The following is a 19071-nucleotide window of genomic DNA, read 5'->3' on the forward strand; positions in this document are numbered from 1 at the left end:
CCGCCGGCCCTCCCGTCACCCGGAGCGGCCGGACCACGGCCCGGGGTGAACTACCCTCGGTGTGCCCCTGGTGGAGCGGACGGACGGAGCGTGGCCGGTGACGGAGCAGGCGGTCGGCACCGACGGGCCGGCCGGGGTGACGGCGGGCGGGATCATCGGACGCGACCGGGAGCTGAAAGCCCTCCGCGCCGACATCGGACGGACCGGCCTCGACACCCTCTCCGGCCGGAAGGCCGCCCGCAGCCGGGTGCTGCTCGTCGCCGGCCGCCCCGGGTCCGGCCGGACGGCGCTGGCCGAGGAGCTGGCCCGCGCGGTGGCCGGGGACTACCCGGGCGGCCTGTACCGGGTCCGGCTGACGGAGCCGGACGGCCGCCCCGTCCCGCCGGAGGACGCGGCCCGCGACCTGCTCGGCGCGCTCGGCGGCTCGGCGCCCGCCGGGGCCGCCGAGGACGAGCTCACCGAGGCCGTGCGCGCCGCCCTCGCCGGCCGCCGCTGCCTGCTGCTGCTGGACGACGCGGCCGACCCCGCGCAGGTGCACGAGCTGATCCCGGACACCCCGGGCTGCCTGGTGGTCGCCGTCTCCGAAGGGCCGCTGACCGGCATCCCCGACGTCCGGCCCTGCACCCTCGGCGGGCTCGGCACCACCGCGGCGGTCGCGCTGCTCGCGCGGTACGCGGGCCGTACCCGGGTGACCGTCGACCCGCAGGCCGCGCAGACGCTCGTCGAGGAGTGCGGCGGCCGCCCGGCGGCGCTGCTGGTCGCCGGGGGCTGGCTGGCGGGCCGTCCCACCGCCTCCGTCGCGGACGCGGTGCTGGGGATGCGCGGACTGCCCTCCGGCGCGGACCGCGCGGTGCGCGCGGACCCCGGCGCGGCGGCACCGGTCTCCGGGGACGGCCCGTCGATACGGCCGCTGGCCCGCGCCTTCCGGCTCGCGTACGGCGGGCTGCCGCAGGCCGCCGCCGTGCTGCTCCGGCTGCTGGCGCTGGCCCCGGCCGGGTTCGCCGACGCGCAGATCGCCTCCGCGCTCGCGGGCTGCCCGCTGTCCGTCGCCCGGTCGCTGCTGGCCGATCTGGCGGCCCGGGGGATGCTCCGTCCCGCCGGCGAGGCGCCCGGGCTCCCCGGCGGCCCCGCCTACCGGCTGCCGGGCTGCCTCTTCCCGCTGGTGGACGCGGCACTGCGGGAGCGGGAGAAGCCCGCCGCGATCGGCACCGCCCGGGCCCGGATGCTGGAGCGCCTCGTGCGGCAGCTGCGGTCCTGCCGGGCGGAGGCGGAGCGTGACGAGGAGCCGGCGGCCCGCGCCTGGCTGGAGAAGCTGCCCCGGGAACTGCGCTTCCCGTCCCGGGCGGCGGCGGGGGTGTGGCTGGACGCCCGGCTGCCGGTGCTGCGGACCGCGGTGCGGCTCGCCGTCGAGGAGGGCGAGCCGGCGACGCAGGCGCGGCGGCTGCTGTCGGCCCTCGCCCGGGCGCTGATCGCCCACCGCGGCGAGGAGGCGGCCGCCCCGGAGCTCTATCCGCTGCACCAGCTTGCCCTGGAGGCGGCCGAACGGCACCGGCTCGTACCGGAGCAGGCGGCCGCCCACGTCAACCTGGCGGATCTGGACGCCGCCGCGGGCCGGGTCCGTGACGCCGCGGCCCGGTACCGCTCCGCGCTGGAGGCGGCGCGGGAGGCCGGGGACCGGGCGCTGGCGGGCCGGGTCATGGAGTCGCTCGGCGCCGCGTACGAGGAGCTGGAGGACTGGCAGCGCGCCGCGGACTGGTACGGCCGGGCACTGGCCCTGCGGCTCTCCCGCGGGGAACTCGCCGCGGAGGTGCGGCTCTACGGGCGCCTGGGCACGGTGCACGGCCGCGCCGGTGACTGGGAGGAGTCGCTGCGTGACTGGCGCGCGGCGGCGGCCGGCTGCCGCAGGATGCGGGACGACGCGGGGCACGCCCGCGCGCTGGGCGAGCTGGCCTGGACGCAGGAGCGGGCCGGCCGGCCCGAGGAGTCGCTGCGGACCGGGGCCGAGGCGCTGGCCGCGGCCCGGCGGGCCGGCGACCGGCGGCTGGCGGCGGGGATCCAGTTGCGGACCGCGGACACCCTGGACCGGCTCGGCGATCCGGTGGCCGCCGGCGTCCAGCGGGCCGCGGCTCAGCGGCTGTTGAGCGAAACTCCAGGACCCGCCTAAGAAACATGTAGAACATCCAGCAGAAATTTGAGGTTTGCAAGGCTGGACAGGGGAACCTCCTTCATTAGACTGGCTGCGCCGCGGAAGAAGTGTGTGCATCCTGGATGTACCGGTATGTCCCGGCTTGCTGGAAGAACCCCCTCATCCAAGGACTGTGATCCCCGTGAAGGTCGGCATTCCCCGCGAGGTCAAGAACAACGAGTACCGGGTGGCGATAACCCCGGCCGGCGTGCACGAACTGGTGCGGGGCGGGCACCGCGTCCTGGTGGAACGGGACGCCGGCCGCGGCTCCTCCATCCCGGACGAGGAGTACACCGCCGCCGGCGCCACCGTCCTGGAGACCGCCGACGAGGTCTGGGCCGACGCCGACCTGCTGCTCAAGGTGAAGGAGCCGGTCGCCGAGGAGTACCACCGCCTCCGCAAGGACCAGGTTCTCTTCACCTATCTGCACCTGGCCGCCTCCCGCGAGTGCACCGAGGCGCTGCTGGAGTCCGGCACCACCGCCATCGCCTACGAGACGGTGGAGACCGCCGATCGCCGGCTGCCGCTCCTCGCCCCGATGTCCGAGGTCGCCGGCCGGATCGCGCCCCAGGTGGGCGCGTACCACCTGATGCGCTCGGCCGGCGGGCGCGGGGTGCTGCCCGGCGGGGTGCCGGGTGTGCCGGCGGGCCGCGCCGTGATCATCGGCGCCGGTGTCTCGGGCTGGAACGCCGCCCAGATCGCCATCGGCATGGGCTTCCACGTCACCCTGCTCGACAAGGACGTCAACAAGCTGCGCGAGGCCGACAAGATCTTCGGCACCCGCGTGCAGACCGTCACCTCCAACGCCTTCGAGCTGGAGCGCGCCGTGCTCGCCGCCGACCTGGTGATCGGCGCCGTGCTCATCCCGGGCGCCAAGGCGCCCAAGCTGGTCACCAACGAGCTGGTCTCCCGGATGAAGCCCGGAAGTGTCCTTGTCGACATCGCCATCGACCAGGGCGGCTGCTTCGAGGACTCCCGTCCGACCACCCACGCCGAACCGGCGTTCACCGTCCACGACTCGGTCTTCTACTGCGTGGCCAACATGCCGGGCGCGGTGCCGAACACCTCCACTCACGCGCTGACCAACGTCACCCTGCCGTACATCGTGGAACTCGCCGGCCGGGGCTGGCGCGAGGCGCTGCGCCGGGACCCCGCGCTGGCCAAGGGCCTCAACACCCATGAGGGGCAGGTCACCTACGGGCCCGTGGCCGAGGCGCACGGCATGGCCGCGGCCGACCTCGGCGCCCTGCTCGGCTGAGCCCGCCGGCAACTCCCCGGGGCGCGGGCCCCATACGCCATGACGGGGCGTCAACCATGCGATTTCGGCCGGACCTCGGAGAGTGAGGTCCGGCCGGACGTGTGTCCGGCTTCTCCCACGACGGGGTCAACACGCCTCGAACATCACCGTTCGACCGGTTTCGTTCCTGCCGATATGTGCCGCCCGGAGGCGTAAACGCCCTTGACAGCGGGCAGTTCCGCCTCCGACACAGGGTGCCGGGTGCGGCGGATTGTGTTGCTGTGAGGCGTCGACACGCCATAGAGTCGCCAACCGTCGGCATAGTGCCACGCTGACCTATCGATAAAGTTTTCTGGTCACATCCAAGGAGGTAAGACGACTTGTGAATGAGTCGACATTTACTCCCGGAGGTGGCCGGCCGGATGCGGCTGCGCAGGGCCGGAGCCTTTCAGGGCTCGAATCTGCCGGATCCATAGCTGTCCACACCTTCGCAGCCCAGCAGAGCACGACAGCCCACATGAGCATGGACGGCCATCACGTGAACGACACGGCCGGCGGCCAGGGTGGCGGCGAGCCCGCCCGTTTCGCCGACTACGAGGACCTGCCCGACGGGCACTTCTACGACCCGGACGCGGAGTACGAGCCCGATCCGGAGTACGCGGCCACCCTCGCCCCGGACGCGGCCCGCCAGCGCCGGGAGCGGGTCGGCCCCACCGGGCGTCCGCTGCCGTACTTCCCGATCCCCGGCCCGCTCACCGACCACGGCCCCGCCAAGGTCATCGCGATGTGCAACCAGAAGGGCGGGGTCGGCAAGACCACCTCGACCATCAACCTGGGCGCCGCGCTGGCCGAGTACGGACGCCGGGTGCTGCTGGTCGACTTCGACCCGCAGGGCGCGCTCTCCGTCGGACTCGGCGTCAACCCGATGGAGCTCGACCTCACCGTCTACAACCTGCTCATGGAGCGGGGCATGGCGGCGGACGAGGTGCTGCTCAAGACCGCGGTCCCCAACATGGACCTGCTGCCGAGCAACATCGACCTGTCGGCCGCCGAGGTGCAGCTCGTCAGCGAGGTGGCCCGGGAGTCCACGCTCCAGCGCGCCCTGAAGCCGCTGCTCGCGGACTACGACTACATCGTCATCGACTGCCAGCCGTCCCTCGGCCTGCTGACCGTCAACGCGCTCACCGCGGCGCACAAGGTGATCGTGCCGCTGGAGTGCGAGTTCTTCGCGCTGCGCGGGGTGGCCCTGCTCACCGAGACCATCGAGAAGGTCCAGGAACGGCTCAACCCCGAGCTGGAACTCGACGGCATCCTCGCCACCATGTACGACTCCCGGACCGTCCACAGCCGCGAGGTCCTCGCACGCGTGGTCGAGGCCTTCGACGACCACGTCTACCACACGGTGATCGGCCGCACGGTCCGCTTCCCGGAGACCACGGTCGCCGGTGAGCCGATCACCACCTACGCCTCCAACTCCGTGGGCGCCGCTGCCTACCGCCAGCTCGCCAGGGAGGTGCTCGCCCGGTGCCACGCCGAGTGAGCCTTCCCGGCGCCGACGAACTGTTCCGCACCACCGGGGGGACCGCGCTCCAGGCGTCCTCACCGGCCTCCGCCCGCGAGCACGCGGGCGGGGAGACCGCCGCGGAGGCACCGCGGGTCCCCGCCCCGGCGGCCTCGGGCGAGGACGGGGAGGGCGCGGCCGGCGGTGACACCGCCCGGCCCGAGGCCGCTCCCGAGCACGGCGGCCGGGGAGCCCCGGCCCCCCGCGCCGACGCACCGGAGCGGTCCGCGCCGTCCGTCCCGCCCGTACGGCCCGCCGGCGGGCGGCAGCAGGAGACGGGGCCGGCGTCGCGCACCCCCGCCGCGGCAGGAGCGGCCCGCCGCCGTACCCGCGCGGCCGGCCGCCGGCCCAGCGGCCGGGAGCGTCACGACGAGAAGATCACGGTGTACGTCTCCGCCGAGGAGCTGATGGACCTCGAACACGCGCGCCTGGTGCTCCGCGGCGAGCACGGGCTGGCCGTCGACCGCGGCCGGATCGTGCGGGAGGCCGTCGCGGTCGTCCTCGCCGACCTCGAGTCGCGGGGGGACGCGAGCATCCTCGTACGGCGCCTGCGGGGCAGCTGAGCGGTAACCTGCCCGTTCCACGGGCGGCACTCCGCCCGGCCCTCCGCACCATGGACCGCGATGCCGCCGACCGACGACCGAGACCCGCCCCGCCGGCCGGGCCGCCGCCCGCTGGGCGCCGGTCCGGGCGCCCGCCCGTCCCCCCTTCCGGTGCCGAACCCCGTGCCGGCTCCGGACCCTGCTCCGGACCCGGCGCGGGACCCGGCGCGGGACCCGGTCCCCGGAACGGCGGACGCGCCCGCGTACGCGCCCCCGGGCCCGGCGCTCCCCGGCGCCGCGCCGCGGCCCGCCGGGGAGCCGTCCCCGTCCGCCCCGGAGCCCTCGCCCGCCCCGGAACCGGCGCCCCCGGCGGAGCCCGCGCCCACGGCGGGGCCCGGGGCAGGGTCCGGCCCTCCGGCGGCCCCCGCACCGGACGCCGTGCAGGCGCCGCCGGCCCGCGAGCGCGCCGGACAGGACGACGACGGAGCCCGCCCCGCGCCGGTCCCTGCCTCCGCGGAACAGGACGGCGACGGGGTGTCCCCTTCCGGCGAGGCCGCCGGCGAGGCCCGTGCGGGCACCGGTGAAGCCGCTGCTGAAGGCGCCGAGGAGGGCGACGGCCGGTTCACCGTGCGGCTGGCGAACTTCGAGGGCCCCTTCGACCTGCTGCTGCAACTGATCGCCAAGCACAAGCTCGATGTGACCGAGGTCGCCCTCTCCCGGGTCACCGACGACTTCATGGCGCACATCCGGGCCATGGGCCCGGACTTTGACCTCGACCAGACCACCGAGTTCCTGGTCGTCGCCGCGACCCTCCTCGATCTGAAGGCCGCCCGGCTGCTCCCCGCCGCCGAGGTCGAGGACGAGGCCGACCTCGCGCTGCTGGAGGCCCGGGACCTGCTCTTCGCGCGGCTGCTGCAGTACCGCGCGTACAAGCGGATCGCCGACATCTTCGGCGAGCGGCTGGTCACCGAGGCCCGCCGGCACCCCCGCACGGTCGGCCTGGAACCGCACCACGCCGAACTGCTGCCCGACGTCGTCATCAGCATCGGCGCCGAGGGCTTCGCCCGGCTCGCGGTCAAGGCGATGCAGCCCCGCGCGAAGCCCCAGGTGTACGTGGACCACATCCACGCCCCGCTGGTCAGCGTGCGCGAGCAGGCGGGGATCGTGATCGCCCGGCTGCGCGCCGCCGGAGCGGCGACGTTCCTGGAGCTGACCGAGGACACCGACGACACCCTCACCGTCGTCGCCCGCTTCCTCGCGCTGCTGGAGCTCTACCGGGAACGCGCGGTCGAGCTCGACCAGGAGGAGGCGCTCGGCTCGCTCCTCGTCCGCTGGACCGGCGCGCGGGACGGGGACGGCGAGCGGCCCCTCGTCACGGACGAGTTCGACCAGGAGCCGGGGAGACCGGCGGACGAGAAGACCGGCGCGGCCGGGCAGAAGGAGACGGCGTGAGCACGGTGCACGGGACCGGCGGGGCGGACGAGGCGTACGACATCCGGGAGTTGGCGGCCCACGGGGCCGGAGCGGGGGAAGAACTCCCGGCCGGGGCCCGGGACGTCGCCGGCCTCGACCTCAAACCCGCCCTGGAGGCGGTCCTGATGGTCGTCGACGAGCCCGCGACCGTCGAACACCTGGCCAAGGTGCTGGAGCGTCCGCGCCGCGCCGTCTCCGACGCCCTGCGCGAACTGGCGGACGAGTACACGGTCCAGGGCCGGGGCTTCGAGCTGCGGCTGGTGGCGGGCGGCTGGCGCTTCTACACCCGGCCCGAGTACGCCGACGCCGTCGAGTCGTTCGTCCTGGACGGCCGGCAGGCCCGGCTCACCCAGGCCGCTCTGGAGACACTCGCCGTGGTCGCGTACCGGCAGCCGGTGAGCAGGTCCCGCGTCTCGGCCGTACGAGGGGTCAACTGTGACGGTGTGATGCGCACCCTCCTCCAGCGGGGTCTGGTGGAGGAGGGGGGCACGGAACCCGAGACAGGTGCGATCCTGTACAGGACGACGAACTACTTCCTGGAGCGGATGGGCCTGCGCGGCCTGGACGAACTGCCGGAGCTCGCGCCCTTCCTCCCCGAGGCGGAGGCGATCGAGCCGGAGTCCCAGGAGGGAGTGCCGTCGTTCGATCCGGACGCTCCGGACACAGACGACAGCGGCCACTCTCAGACGGAACTTTGATGCGAAGCAGCGGCAGGAACAGCAGGGACACCGGTAGGCAGAACTACCGGGGCACGGGAGGGGACTCCCGGCGGCAGGCCGGGGGAGGCCGCGACGAGCGGCCGCGGCGCGACGGCCGGCCCCGTCCCGAGGAGCGCCGCTACGACGTGGGCTTCGACCGGGACCGCGAGGGCGGCCGGGGCCGTGACGAGCGCCGTCCCGCCGACCGCGACAGCCGGGGCCGCGACGACCGCGGCCGGGACGACCGGCGCAGGGACGACCGCGGCCGGGACGACCGCCGCCCCGCCGACCGCGACCGGGACCGCGAGGGCCGTGGCCGCGCCGCACGGGACGACCGCGACCGCGGCGCCCGCACCCCCGACCGCGACGGCCGTCCCGGCCGGGGCCCGGCCGGATCCCCCGGGGGCAGCCGGGGCGCGGCGGCCCGCGGCGGCGCCAAGGGCGGCCCGAAGAGCCCGGCGGGATCCCGCGGCGGCCCGGCCCGGGGCGCGGGCCCGCGCGGCGGCGGTCCGTCCCGCGGCCGTCCGCAGCCCCCGGCCCGTCCCCGCGAGTACGAGGCCCAGATCGAGGAGCGCAACCGCGCCCGGCACCGCACGGACCGGCCCAAGCCGCCGACGACCTTCGGGGAGCCGGAGGGGGAGCGGCTGCAGAAGGTCCTGGCGCGGGCCGGCATGGGCTCCCGGCGGGCCTGCGAGGAGCTGATCGACCAGCGGCGCGTCGAGGTCAACGGCAGGATCGTCACCGAGCAGGGCCTCCGGGTCGACCCGGAGAAGGACGAGGTCAAGGTCGACGGCCTGACCGTCGCCACCCAGTCGTACCTCTTCTTCGCCCTGAACAAGCCCGCCGGCGTGGTCTCCACCATGGAGGACCCGGACGGCCGCCAGTGCCTCGGCGACTACGTCACCAACCGGGAGACCCGGCTCTTCCACGTCGGCCGGCTCGACACCGAGACGGAGGGCATCATCCTGCTCACCAACCACGGTGAGCTGGCCCACCGCCTCACCCACCCCCGGTACGGCGTGCGGAAGACCTATCTCGCCGCGATCCAGGGCCCCATCCCGCGCGACCTGGGTAAGCGCCTCAAGGACGGCATCCAGCTGGAGGACGGCTACGCCCGCGCCGACCACTTCCGGGTGGTGGAGAACACCGGCAAGAACTACCTGGTGGAGGTCAGCCTCCACGAGGGCCGGAAGCACATCGTCCGCCGGATGCTCGCCGAGGCGGGCTTCCCGGTCGACCGGCTCGTCCGCACCGGCTTCGGCCCGATCGCCCTCGGCGACCAGAAGTCCGGCTGGCTGCGGCGCCTCACCAACACCGAGGTCGGCATGCTGATGCGCGAGGTCGAGCTCTAACCGCCGTCCGGCCGGGACCGGGCCGCACCGCGGCCGCAGCGGAGCCGGGCCGCAGTCGGGCCCGGGGACCGGGGTGCGCCGCGGGGCACCCCGGGCGGGCCCCGCGCAGGTGTCCGGGCCGGGCGGGGCCCGGGGGGTATCGCGCGGCCGCCGGGCGGGCCCGGGACCCGGCCGGCTCCGGGCTCACCGTCTCGCAGGACGGTCCGCGCCCGGCCCCGCCGCCCGCGCTCGTTACGCTGGACCCGAGCCGGGACGGCACCGCCCGCCGCCCGTACCGGCGCCGCAGCCGCACTCCGCTAGGACGTCACCCAGTGAGAACCGCCCTCGTCATCGGGACCGGACTGATCGGCACCTCCGCCGCGCTCGCCCTCTCCGGCCGCGGCGTGCGGGTCCATCTCACCGACCACGACCCGTCCCGGGCCCAGACCGCCGCCGCCCTCGGCGCCGGCACCGACGAGGCCCCCGGCGGTCCCGTGGACCTGGCGGTCGTCGCCGTACCGCCCGCCCGGGTCGCGGAGACGGTCGCCGGCGCCCAGCGCCGCGGACTGGCCCGCGGCTATCTGGACGTCGCCAGCGTCAAGGGCGGCCCGCGCCGCGAGCTGGAGGCCCTCGGCGGCGACCTCACCGCCTACCTCGGTACGCATCCGATGGCGGGCCGTGAGCGGTCCGGCCCGCTGGCGGCCACCGCCGACCTCTTCGAGGGCCGCCCGTGGGTCCTCACGCCCACCGCCGCCACCGACACCGAGGTGCTGAACCTCGCCCTGGAACTGGTCTCGCTCTGCCGCGCCGTGCCGGTCGTCATGGACGCCGACGCCCACGACCGCGCCGTGGCGCTCGTCTCGCACACCCCGCAGCTGCTGTCCAGCCTGGTCGCGGCCCGGCTGGAGGACGCCGACGAGACGGCGGTGCGGCTCTGCGGCCAGGGCATCCGGGACGTCACCAGGATCGCCGCGTCCGACCCGGCCATGTGGATCGACATCCTCTCCGCCAACCCCGGCCCGGTCGCCGAGATCCTCTCCGCGGTCGCCTCCGACCTGGAGGAGACGGTGCGGGCCCTGCGCGCCCTGGAGTCGGCCGACGAGGAGAAGCGGCACGGCGGCGCGGCCGGCATCGAGGACGTGCTCCGGCGCGGGAACACCGGCCGCGAGCGGGTACCCGGGAAGCACGGCGCGGCCCCGGCGGCGTACGAGAGCGTGACGGTGCTCATCGGCGACCAGCCCGGACAGCTGGCGAAGATCTTCGCCGACGCGGGCCGGGCCGGGGTCAACATCGAGGATGTCCGGATCGAGCACGCCACCGGGCAGCAGGCCGGTCTCATCCAGCTCATGGTGGAACCGGCGGCGGCCCCGGGCCTCACCGCGGCCCTGCGCGAGAAGGGCTGGTCGATCCGGCAGTAGCCGCCTCCGGCGCCGCCCGGGCACCGGCCCGGTACCACACCGGCCGGCCGTCCCGCGGCCCCCGGGGCTCCCGGGACGCCTGGGGCTGTACGGGGCGCTCCGGGGGGCCGGTAACCTTGTCCGAAGGTTCTCCGGCAGGCTCTCCCGCCGGTCCGCTCCCGCCCGTGCACACAAGGAAGGTGTTCGTCACCGTGGAAACCGCCGCCCGGACCGCTCCGGCAGCAGTGATCGTCGCCATCGACGGCCCCTCCGGCACGGGCAAGTCCAGCACCTCCAAGGCCGTGGCCGCCAAGCTCGGCCTGCGGTACCTGGACACCGGAGCGCAGTACCGCGCGATCACCTGGTGGATGCTGAGCAACGGTGTGGACGTGAACGACCCGGCGGCCGTGGCCACGGCCGCCGCCAAGCCGACGATCGTCTCCGGCACCGACCCCGGCTCCCCGGCCATCACGGTCGACGGCGCCGACGCCGCCGGGCCGATCCGCACCCGGGAGGTCACCGCCGCGGTCAGCGCCGTGAGCGCCGTCCCCGAGGTGCGGGCCCGGCTGACGGAGCTCCAGCGCCAGATCGCCCGGGCCGGGCGCGGCATCGTCGTCGAGGGCCGGGACATCGGCACCACCGTCCTCCCCGACGCCGACCTCAAGATCTTCCTGACCGCCTCGCCCGAGGCCCGCGCCGCCCGCCGCAGCGGGGAGCTCAAGGGCAAGGAGGCCACCGGTCTCGCCGCCACCCGCGAAGCGCTGATCAAGCGGGACGCGGCCGACTCCGGCCGCAAGGTCTCCCCGCTGGCCAAGGCGGACGACGCCCACGAGGTGGACACCACCGAACTGACGCTGGAGCAGGTCGTCGAGTGCGTCGTCACCCTCGTGGAGAACACCGCGGACCGTGCGGGGCAGTCGGCGTGAGGACGGCGCGCGCGCAGGCCGGGGCCACGGCCGCCGCGGCCGCGGGCAAGGGCTCGGAGAGCGGTGCGGCGGTCGGCCGCCGCATCGGGGTCGGGCTGATGTACGGGCTGTGGAAGCCGCGGGTCCTGGGCGCCTGGAAGGTGCCCGCCACCGGACCGGTGATCCTCGCGGTGAACCACTCCCACATCATCGACGGCCCGATGCTGATGGGCACCGCGCCCCGGCCGGTGCACTTCCTGATCAAGAAGGAGGCGTTCATCGGTCCGCTGGACCCGTTCCTGCGCGGGATCGGGCAGCTGAAAGTGGACCGTTCGGGCGCCGACCGGGCCGCGATCAGCGGAGCGCTCGGGGTGCTGGAGCGCGGCGGCGTCCTCGGGATCTTCCCCGAGGGGACCCGCGGCGAGGGCGATTTCGCCTCCCTGCGCGCCGGGCTCGCCTACTTCGCGGTGCGCTCCGGTGCGCCGATCGTCCCGGTCGCCGTCCTCGGCTCCAATGAGCGGCGCGGCCGGGCGATATCCGCCCTGCCGCCGCTGCGCAGCAGGGTCGACGTGGTGTTCGGCGACCCCTTCGACGCGGGGGACGGCACCGGCCGGCGCACCCGGACGGCCCTGGACGCGGCGACCGAGCGCATCCAGCGCCGGCTGGGCGCCCATCTGTCCGAGGCCCGGCGCGTCACTGGCCGCTGAACGACACTGACGGGCGGACCTCGGAGGTCCGCCGACGATGAACGATGAACGAGGAATCCACTTCATGAACGACCAGCAGCACGCCGCCGACGAGCACGGGGCGCTCGGCGACGCCGAGTACACGGAGTTCATGGAGCTCGCCGCGGAGGAGGGCTTCGACCCGGAGGAGATCGAGGGCGATCTCGCCGCGGCCGGCCACGGCCCGCTCCCCGTGCTCGCCGTCGTCGGCCGTCCCAATGTCGGCAAGTCGACCCTGGTGAACCGGGTCCTCGGCCGCCGCGAGGCGGTCGTCGAGGACAAGCCCGGGGTCACCCGCGACCGCGTCACCTACGAGGCCGAATGGGCCGGCCGCCGCTTCAAGGTCGTCGACACCGGCGGCTGGGAGCAGGACGTCCTCGGCATCGACGCCGCCGTGGCCGCCCAGGCCGAGTTCGCCATCGAGGCCGCCGACGCGGTCGTCTTCGTCGTGGACGCCAAGGTGGGCGCGACCGACACCGACGAGGCCGTGGTCAAGCTGCTGCGCCGGGCCGGCAAGCCCGTCGTGCTCTGCGCCAACAAGGTCGACGGCCCCAGCGGCGAGGCGGACGCCGCCGCGCTCTGGAACCTCGGCCTGGGCGAGCCGCACCCGGTCTCCTCGCTGCACGGCCGCGGCACCGGCGACCTGCTCGACGCGGTGCTGGAGGCGCTGCCGGAGGCGCCGCAGCAGACCTTCGGCGGCGGACTCGGCGGGCCCCGCCGGATTGCCCTGATCGGCCGCCCCAACGTCGGCAAGTCCTCCCTCCTCAACAAGGTCGCCGGCGAGGAGCGGGTGGTCGTCAACGAGATCGCCGGCACCACCCGCGACCCGGTCGACGAGCTCATCGAACTGGGCGGCGTCACCTGGAAGTTCGTGGACACCGCGGGCATCCGCCGCCGGGTCCACCTGCAGGAGGGCGCGGACTACTACGCCTCGCTGCGCACCGCCGCCGCCCTGGAGAAGGCCGAGGTCGCGGTCGTCCTGATCGACGCGAGCGAGTCCATCAGCGTCCAGGACACCCGCATCATCAGCATGGCCGTCGACGCCGGACGCGCCCTGGTGATCGCGTACAACAAGTGGGACACCCTCGACGAGGAGCGCCGCTACTACCTGGAGCGGGAGATCGAACGGGACCTGGTGCAGGTCCAGTGGGCGCCGCGGGTCAATGTCTCCGCACGCACCGGCCGGCACATGGAGAAGCTCGTCCCGGCGATCGAGACGGCGCTGGAGGGCTGGGAGACCCGGGTGCCGACGGGCCGGCTCAACGCCTTCCTCGGTGAGATCGTGGCCGCCCACCCGCACCCGATCCGGGGCGGCAAGCAGCCGCGGATCCTCTTCGGCACCCAGGCCGGCGTCCGGCCGCCGCGGTTCGTGCTGTTCGCCTCCGGCTTCCTGGAGGCGGGCTACCGCCGGTTCGTCGAACGGCGGCTGCGCGAGGAGTTCGGCTTCGAGGGCACCCCGATCCACATCTCGGTCCGGGTGCGCGAGAAGCGGGGCCGCAAGAAGTGACCCCGGCGGCGGGGGAGCGCCGGGCGGAGGCCCCGGCCCCCGCCCGGCGTGTGTCCACGGCCCCCGCCCCGGCGGCCTTCTCCGCCGGTGCGGTCCGCGGCACCGGGGCCCTGCATCCGGGCCGGCCCGGCCCGAGCGGGACAACCCTCAGCGCGCGCGGTGGTCCGGCACGGCGGGCGGCAGGGCCCGCGGCACACCCCGCCGGTGCCGCCGCAGCGGTTCGGGGGGCAGCACCCGCTCCCAGGTGTTCCGGGGTTCCCGCAGGCCGATGCCGAAGGGTTTGAAGCCGAGGTCCTCCTCGCCCAGGCGGTCGCCGGGCAGGGCGCGGAACTGGCGCCGGTACTCGGCGTAGAGCGAGTCGTAGATCGGGGTCGGCGACTGCTGCCCGCCCGCCGGGGAGGTCTCGCGCGCCGGGCGCATGCCCGGGATGGGGTGGGGGTACGGGAGCCGGGCCGGCGGTTCGTATGAGTGCACGTACCTGCCAACGACCCGGGCGCCCGGTGGATGCGGTTCCGTGAGGAAAAGCCCGTTTCCGGTGTTTTGCGCGTGCCCGGGGTCCGCCGGCCGGACGCCCCCCGCGGGGTGCCCGCGCCCCGCGGGGGGCGGGCACCCGGAACCGGCGGAGGTCATGTACCCGCCAGCGGCAGCACCGCGGCGACCAGCACACCGGCCGCCGCCGCCCGGTCCAGGGCCTCGCGCAGCACGTCCTCGTGGGCCTGCCGGCCGATCGCGCCCGCGGGTGCCGCGAAGACCAGGACCTTCGCCGTCCGGGCGGCCGCGGTCCGCCAGCCGTCGGTCACCGTCAGCGGTTCGTGCGCCTGCCACCACGCCGTCGGAGGGCCGCCGTTGCCCGGCTGGAGCACCGCGTGCAGCCGCCCCTCCGCCAGCAGGACCGACCACCCGGCCAGCAGCGGCGGCTTCTGTTCCACATGGTTCACGGACCGGAAGCCCTGTTCGACGAGGATCGGCAGGAACTCGTCGCCGGGTCCGTCGGAACCGGGCCGGGCGATCGGGCCGGTGGGCTCCACGACGAGCCCCGGCCACAGGGCGCCGTCGGCGAGGACCAGTCCGCTGGTGACACCGATCACCGCCTGCCGGGGCTCCGGCCGGGCGCCGGCGCCGGAATCGGCGCCGGAACCCGTGGGAAAGGGCCCGGCGGGCGGTACGGTCCGCAGGCCGTGCGGGGCCGGATCGTACAGCGGGTCGTGCGGCGGGCCGTCCTGGGACGGGCGGGCGTCCGGGAGCGCGGGCGGGCCCGGCACGGCGGCGCCGGCCGGCACCGGCGGCGCGGCCGCCGCCTCCCGGCCCTCCCCGCCCGTGATGCTGCGCACGGCGCCCTGCAGCTGCTCCTCGGCGACCGGGACCACCTGGGACGGCACGCAGGTGGCGTGGGCGAAGGCGAGTACGGCGGTTTCATCGCCGACGAACAGCACGGTGCTGGTCCGCTCCTGCCCGGTGTCGCCGGGGGTCCGGCAGGAGGTGCAGTCGTAGCTGCCCGGGGCGTTCTCGCCGGTGAGCAACCGGTCGGCTTCTTCATCACCGATCTCGGCGCGCACGTCATCGCTGACGTCGAGCAAACGCGGCACGGGAGGCTCCTCGGTCTCGGGGTGGCGGCCGGGCGATCCGGCCCACACGGGGGACAACGGGTGACGCGTGGCCGGGGTCACGCCCGGTCCGCCCCGTGGGACGTGGCGGGGAGGGGAAGTGAACTCCTGTACGGGCGCCTGCGGTTGACCGGCCTCCGGCCGCGACCCGCGCAGGCCCGGGCGCGCGGGCCGGCGGGAGTGCGCGGAGGGCGCACGGCGGCACCGGTCCGGCGGTGGTTCCCGGCAGGGACCGCGGGTGTTTCGCCCGCCTATGGGGGGACAGCCGGGAGATGTCGGGCACCGCGGTCCGCCGGCAACGCGGTGCCCGGGACGGAACCGGTCCCGTGACCGGGGGCCGCCCGGACCTCGCCCGGCGGCCGGCAGGGTCGCTCAAGGGGGTGAATCGTATGGCCGACGCGGCGTCAGACCGTAACGGATACAGGCATGGTGACGTTCTATCGCTTCGGAAAGTTCCCCGCGTCGGCTACCGATGTCGCATCTCTTGTGCCACAGGATCGTCATGGAGCCCAACCCGAAGCGCCCGGGAGAGGTCCAACCACTCGGTAGGCGGAGGAGACGGGACCAGCCGGACCCTTCGCGGAAACCGTGGAAGCCGTGGAAAACGGGGACGTATGGAGATTTCCTTTCTGATTCACAACGCGTACGGCATCGGGGGCACGATCCGTACCACCTACAACCTCGCCCGCTCGCTGGCCGAGCAGCACGACGTGGAGATCGTCTCCGTCTTCCGCCACCGTGACGCGCCCGTGTTCGACCACGGCCCGCACGTCCGGCTGCGGCACCTCGTGGACCTCCGCAAGGACAGCCCGGGATACGACGGGGACAGTCCCGAACACCGCCTGCCCGCCCGGGTGTTCCCCACGGCGGAGGGGCGCTACAAGCAGTACAGCCGGCTCACCGACCGCCGGATCGCCGAGCATCTGCGCACCGTCGAGGCGGACGTCGTGGTCGGCACCCGGCCCGGGCTCAACGCGCACATCGCCCGGGAGACCCGGCGCGGCCCGGTCCTCGTCGGGCAGGAGCATCTGACCCTGGACAGCCACTCGGCCGCGCTGCGCGCACAGCTGGGGCGGCTCTACCCCCGGCTCGACGCGGTCACCACCGTCACCGAGGCCGACGCCACGTCCTACCGGCGCCGGCTCAAGCTGCCCGGAGTCCATGTGGAGGCGGTTCCGAACAGCGTTCCGGAGCCGCGCGTCGCGCCCGCCGACGGCTCCGGCAAATGGGTGGTCGCGGCCGGCCGGCTGGCCCGGGTCAAACGCTACGACCTGCTGATCCGCGCCTTCGGAAAGGTGGTCGCGGTCAGACCCGACTGGCGGCTGCGGATCTACGGCGGCGGTGCGGAGAAGGAGAAATTGCGGAGGCTGATCGACAACCTCGGCCTCTACAACCACGTCTACCTGATGGGGCCCGCCAATCCGCTCGACCCCGAGTGGACCAAGGGGTCGATCGCCGCCGTCACCTCCAGCCTGGAGTCCTTCGGGATGACCATCGTCGAGGCCATGCGCTGCGGACTGCCGGTGGTCTCCACCGACTGCCCGCACGGGCCGGGGGAGATCATCGACAACGGCGTCGACGGCCGGCTGGTGCCGACCGGCAACGCGGACGCGATCGCCACCGCCCTCCTCGAACTGATCAACGACGACTCCTTAAGGCACCGGATGGGCCGTGCAGCACTGGACGATTCCGCCCGTTTCGACCCCTCCCGGGTCGCCTGCCGCTACGAGAGCCTGTTCCGGGAACTCGTGGAGCGCGGTGGCCGCGGGACCCGGGGCCGGCTGCGCAGCTCGCTGCACCGCACCCGGGGCGCGCTGCTCGGCGGGGCCTACGCCGCCCGCGTCCACGCCGCCGCCGCTCTGAGAGGGGGCCGCACCGCATGACCACCTCCGCCGATCTGCCCCTCCGCCCCGGCATCCCGCGGCCCGTCCCCGCGCCGGGAGACGGGGAGCGCCCGGGGGCGCCCGCCGCGCCGAGGGCCGACTGCATAGCGGACTCCGCCGGAGGGCTCACCTTCGACGTCGAGGCCCCGGGGCGCGCCGAGTCCTGGGACGCGGCCCTGCTGCTCCGCCGCCGCGGCGGCCGGAACGGCGGCGCGGCCGGCGAGCTGCGGCTCCCCCTGGTGCCGGCGGGCCGGGGCCGGCTGCGTGCCGTCCTGCCGAGCACGGTGGTGCTGCCGGAGGGGCGCTGGGACGCCTACGAGGCGGCCCCCGGCGCCGAGCCGGTACGGCTGACGCCCGGGATCAACGATCTGCGCACGATCGTCGACCGCCATCCCGACCCGGGCCGCGGCTCGGTGGCCGTCCGCCTGCCGTACGCCACCAAGCACGGCAACCTCTCCGTCCGCAGCTGGCTGCGCTCACCGCACGCGGAGGCCGACGACCTTCATGTGCGGGACGGGGAGCTGCTGGTGGAGGGGCGGCTGTACGGGGCGGTGCCGGGTCCCGGCGCCGCCGTCGAGGTGCGCTGCCGCCGCGACCCCTCCGAGGTCCGCACGGTGCCCGTGACCGCCGACGGTACCCGGTTCTCCTGCACCCTGCCGTACCCGGAGTTCGCCGGCCCCTGGCAGGGCGGTGACGAGCCGTGGGACCTGTGGCTGCGGCCGGCCGCGGGGGCCGGGGCGGTGCGGATCTCCCGGATCCTGGACGACATCGCGGACAAGAAGGCGGTCTTCGGCTATCCCGCGCGGCCGCTGTCCACACCGCACGGCCCGGCCCTGATCGGCCCGTACTACACCGTGGACAACGACCTGTCGGTACGCCTCACCGAGCCCGAGCACGAGCCCGACCCCGGAAAGGGCTGAACCCGGCGGGCCCGGACCGGCCGTCGCGGACGGAAGCTGTCCGCGACGGCTGGGAGACTACCCCGCATGCCGGCCACCTCCGCACGTCTCCTCCGTCTGCTCTCCCTGCTGCAAGCCCACCGGGAATGGTCCGGCGCGGACCTCGCCGATCGTCTCGGCGTCACCGCGCGCACCGTCCGGAGGGACGTCGACCGGCTGCGCGAGCTGGGCTACCCGGTGCACGCGAGCCCCGGCACCGGCGGCGGCTACCAACTGGGCGCGGGCGCGGCCCTCCCGCCGCTGCTCCTCGACGACGAGGAGGCCGTCGCGGTGGCGGTCGTCCTGCGCACCGCGGCCGGCGGCGGTCTCGAAGGCATCGAGGAGACCTCCGTCCGGGCGCTCGCCAAGCTGGAGCAGGTGCTGCCGGCCCGGCTGCGCCGGCGGGTCGAGGCGTTCACCTCCTTCACGGTGCCGATGCTCGGCGGGCGGGGCGGGCCGACGGTCGGCGCCGACGTGCTGACCGAACTGGCTTTCGCCTGCCGGGACCGGGAGCGGGTGCGTTTCGACTACCGGGACCACCAGGGCCGGGAGGGCCGGCGGACCGTGGAGCCGCACCGGCTGGTCTTCACCGAGCGCCGCTGGTACCTCGTCGCCTGGGACGTGGACCGGCGGGACTGGCGGACGTTCCGGGCCGACCGGCTCACGCCCCGGCCGCCGCACGGCCCGCGGTTCGAGCCGCGCCGCCCCCCGGCCGGGGATCTCGCCGCCTATGTCGCCCGGGGCGTCTCCACCCAGGCGTACGCCGTCCGGGCCGTCGTCCTGCTGCACGCCCCGCTGGAGGAGGCCGCGGCGCGCGTCACCCCGGCGATGGGGACGCTGGAGGCGGTCGACGAGCACAGCTGCCTGCTCCGGACCGGGGCGCCCGGCCCGGAGACGATGGTCGCCCACCTGGCCTCGCTCGGCTTCGACTTCGAGATACGGGAGCCGGCCGGGCTGAAGGAGCACATGGCGCCGATAGCCGCTCGGCTGAACAGGGCACTCGGCGTTTCACCGGACTGAGCGGGGCAACCCGGCGGATTCCGTATGCATACGGACGGATACGCACCGGACACGCAAGGAGAGCC

The 19071-nt window shown here is 75.1% G+C and carries 16 protein-coding genes; 14 read left to right on the top strand and 2 right to left on the bottom strand.

Annotated features, from left to right (window positions below; translation table 11 throughout):
* The first annotated feature begins 97 nt into the window (after nucleotides 1–97).
* The 11 genes from LIX60_RS26340 (at nucleotide 98) to der (ending at nucleotide 13561) form a co-directional block, all read left to right on the top strand.
* Nucleotides 98–2164, top strand: a complete 2067-nt coding sequence (locus tag LIX60_RS26340; RefSeq protein WP_227961226.1) for a tetratricopeptide repeat protein — start codon at nucleotides 98–100, stop codon at nucleotides 2162–2164.
* A gap of 163 nt (nucleotides 2165–2327) precedes the next feature.
* Nucleotides 2328–3443: an alanine dehydrogenase gene (gene ald / locus LIX60_RS26345; RefSeq protein ID WP_227961228.1), complete on the top strand. Its 1116-nt coding sequence runs from the start codon at nucleotides 2328–2330 to the stop codon at nucleotides 3441–3443.
* Between the two features lie 361 nt (nucleotides 3444–3804).
* Nucleotides 3805–4962 (top strand): ParA family protein, encoded by a 1158-nt coding sequence (locus tag LIX60_RS26350; RefSeq protein WP_078650003.1) that lies wholly within the window; start codon nucleotides 3805–3807, stop codon nucleotides 4960–4962.
* Nucleotides 4947–5546, top strand: a complete 600-nt coding sequence (locus LIX60_RS26355; RefSeq protein ID WP_227961231.1) for a hypothetical protein — start codon at nucleotides 4947–4949, stop codon at nucleotides 5544–5546. The genes LIX60_RS26350 and LIX60_RS26355 overlap by 16 nt, the downstream gene beginning before the upstream one ends.
* A 60-nt stretch (nucleotides 5547–5606) precedes the next feature.
* Nucleotides 5607–6977, top strand: a complete 1371-nt coding sequence (locus tag LIX60_RS26360; RefSeq protein WP_227961233.1) for a ScpA family protein — start codon at nucleotides 5607–5609, stop codon at nucleotides 6975–6977.
* A gap of 50 nt (nucleotides 6978–7027) precedes the next feature.
* Nucleotides 7028–7696, top strand: a complete 669-nt coding sequence (scpB, locus tag LIX60_RS26365) for an SMC-Scp complex subunit ScpB (protein ID WP_227962933.1) — start codon at nucleotides 7028–7030, stop codon at nucleotides 7694–7696.
* On the top strand, nucleotides 7696–9048 hold the full coding sequence (locus LIX60_RS26370) for a pseudouridine synthase (RefSeq protein WP_227961235.1): 1353 nt from the start codon (nucleotides 7696–7698) through the stop codon (nucleotides 9046–9048). The genes scpB and LIX60_RS26370 overlap by 1 nt, the downstream gene beginning before the upstream one ends.
* Nucleotides 9049–9359: 311 nt before the next feature.
* On the top strand, nucleotides 9360–10445 hold the full coding sequence (locus tag LIX60_RS26375; RefSeq protein WP_095757598.1) for a prephenate dehydrogenase: 1086 nt from the start codon (nucleotides 9360–9362) through the stop codon (nucleotides 10443–10445).
* Between the two features lie 179 nt (nucleotides 10446–10624).
* The gene (cmk, locus tag LIX60_RS26380) at nucleotides 10625–11350 is read left to right on the top strand and encodes a (d)CMP kinase (RefSeq protein ID WP_227962934.1); all 726 of its coding nucleotides are present in this window, start codon (nucleotides 10625–10627) and stop codon (nucleotides 11348–11350) included.
* A gap of 98 nt (nucleotides 11351–11448) precedes the next feature.
* Nucleotides 11449–12036 carry a 1-acyl-sn-glycerol-3-phosphate acyltransferase gene (locus tag LIX60_RS26385; protein WP_227962935.1) on the top strand — a complete coding sequence of 196 codons (588 nt, stop codon included), beginning with the start codon at nucleotides 11449–11451 and terminating at the stop codon, nucleotides 12034–12036.
* A gap of 64 nt (nucleotides 12037–12100) precedes the next feature.
* Entirely contained in the window at nucleotides 12101–13561 is a 1461-nt protein-coding gene (gene der, locus LIX60_RS26390; protein ID WP_227961237.1) for a ribosome biogenesis GTPase Der, read from the top strand.
* 147 nt (nucleotides 13562–13708) lie between these two features.
* Here der and LIX60_RS26395 read toward each other — a convergent pair whose 3' ends face one another.
* Both LIX60_RS26395 and LIX60_RS26400 read right to left on the bottom strand, forming a co-directional pair.
* Nucleotides 13709–13981 (bottom strand): hypothetical protein, encoded by a 273-nt coding sequence (locus LIX60_RS26395; RefSeq protein WP_078650008.1) that lies wholly within the window; start codon nucleotides 13979–13981, stop codon nucleotides 13709–13711.
* A 206-nt stretch (nucleotides 13982–14187) separates the two neighbouring features.
* Nucleotides 14188–15147, bottom strand: coding sequence for a hypothetical protein (locus LIX60_RS26400; RefSeq protein WP_227961240.1), 960 nt, complete (start codon nucleotides 15145–15147; stop codon nucleotides 14188–14190).
* A 632-nt stretch (nucleotides 15148–15779) separates the two neighbouring features.
* On the opposite strand from LIX60_RS26400, the gene LIX60_RS26405 reads away from it, so the two are divergent.
* From LIX60_RS26405 to LIX60_RS26415, 3 genes are all read left to right on the top strand, one after another.
* Nucleotides 15780–17048 carry a glycosyltransferase family 4 protein gene (locus LIX60_RS26405; protein ID WP_227961242.1) on the top strand — a complete coding sequence of 423 codons (1269 nt, stop codon included), beginning with the start codon at nucleotides 15780–15782 and terminating at the stop codon, nucleotides 17046–17048.
* Complete coding sequence (locus LIX60_RS26410) at nucleotides 17045–17968, top strand: hypothetical protein (protein ID WP_227961245.1); 924 nt, start codon at nucleotides 17045–17047, stop codon at nucleotides 17966–17968. Before LIX60_RS26405 ends, LIX60_RS26410 begins: the two co-directional genes overlap by 4 nt.
* A 66-nt stretch (nucleotides 17969–18034) precedes the next feature.
* Entirely contained in the window at nucleotides 18035–19006 is a 972-nt protein-coding gene (locus LIX60_RS26415; RefSeq protein WP_227961247.1) for a YafY family protein, read from the top strand.
* Nucleotides 19007–19071: the final 65 nt, after the last annotated feature.

The organism is Streptomyces sp. S07_1.15 (assembly GCF_020739505.1).
Classification (GTDB): domain Bacteria; phylum Actinomycetota; class Actinomycetes; order Streptomycetales; family Streptomycetaceae; genus Streptomyces; species Streptomyces xinghaiensis.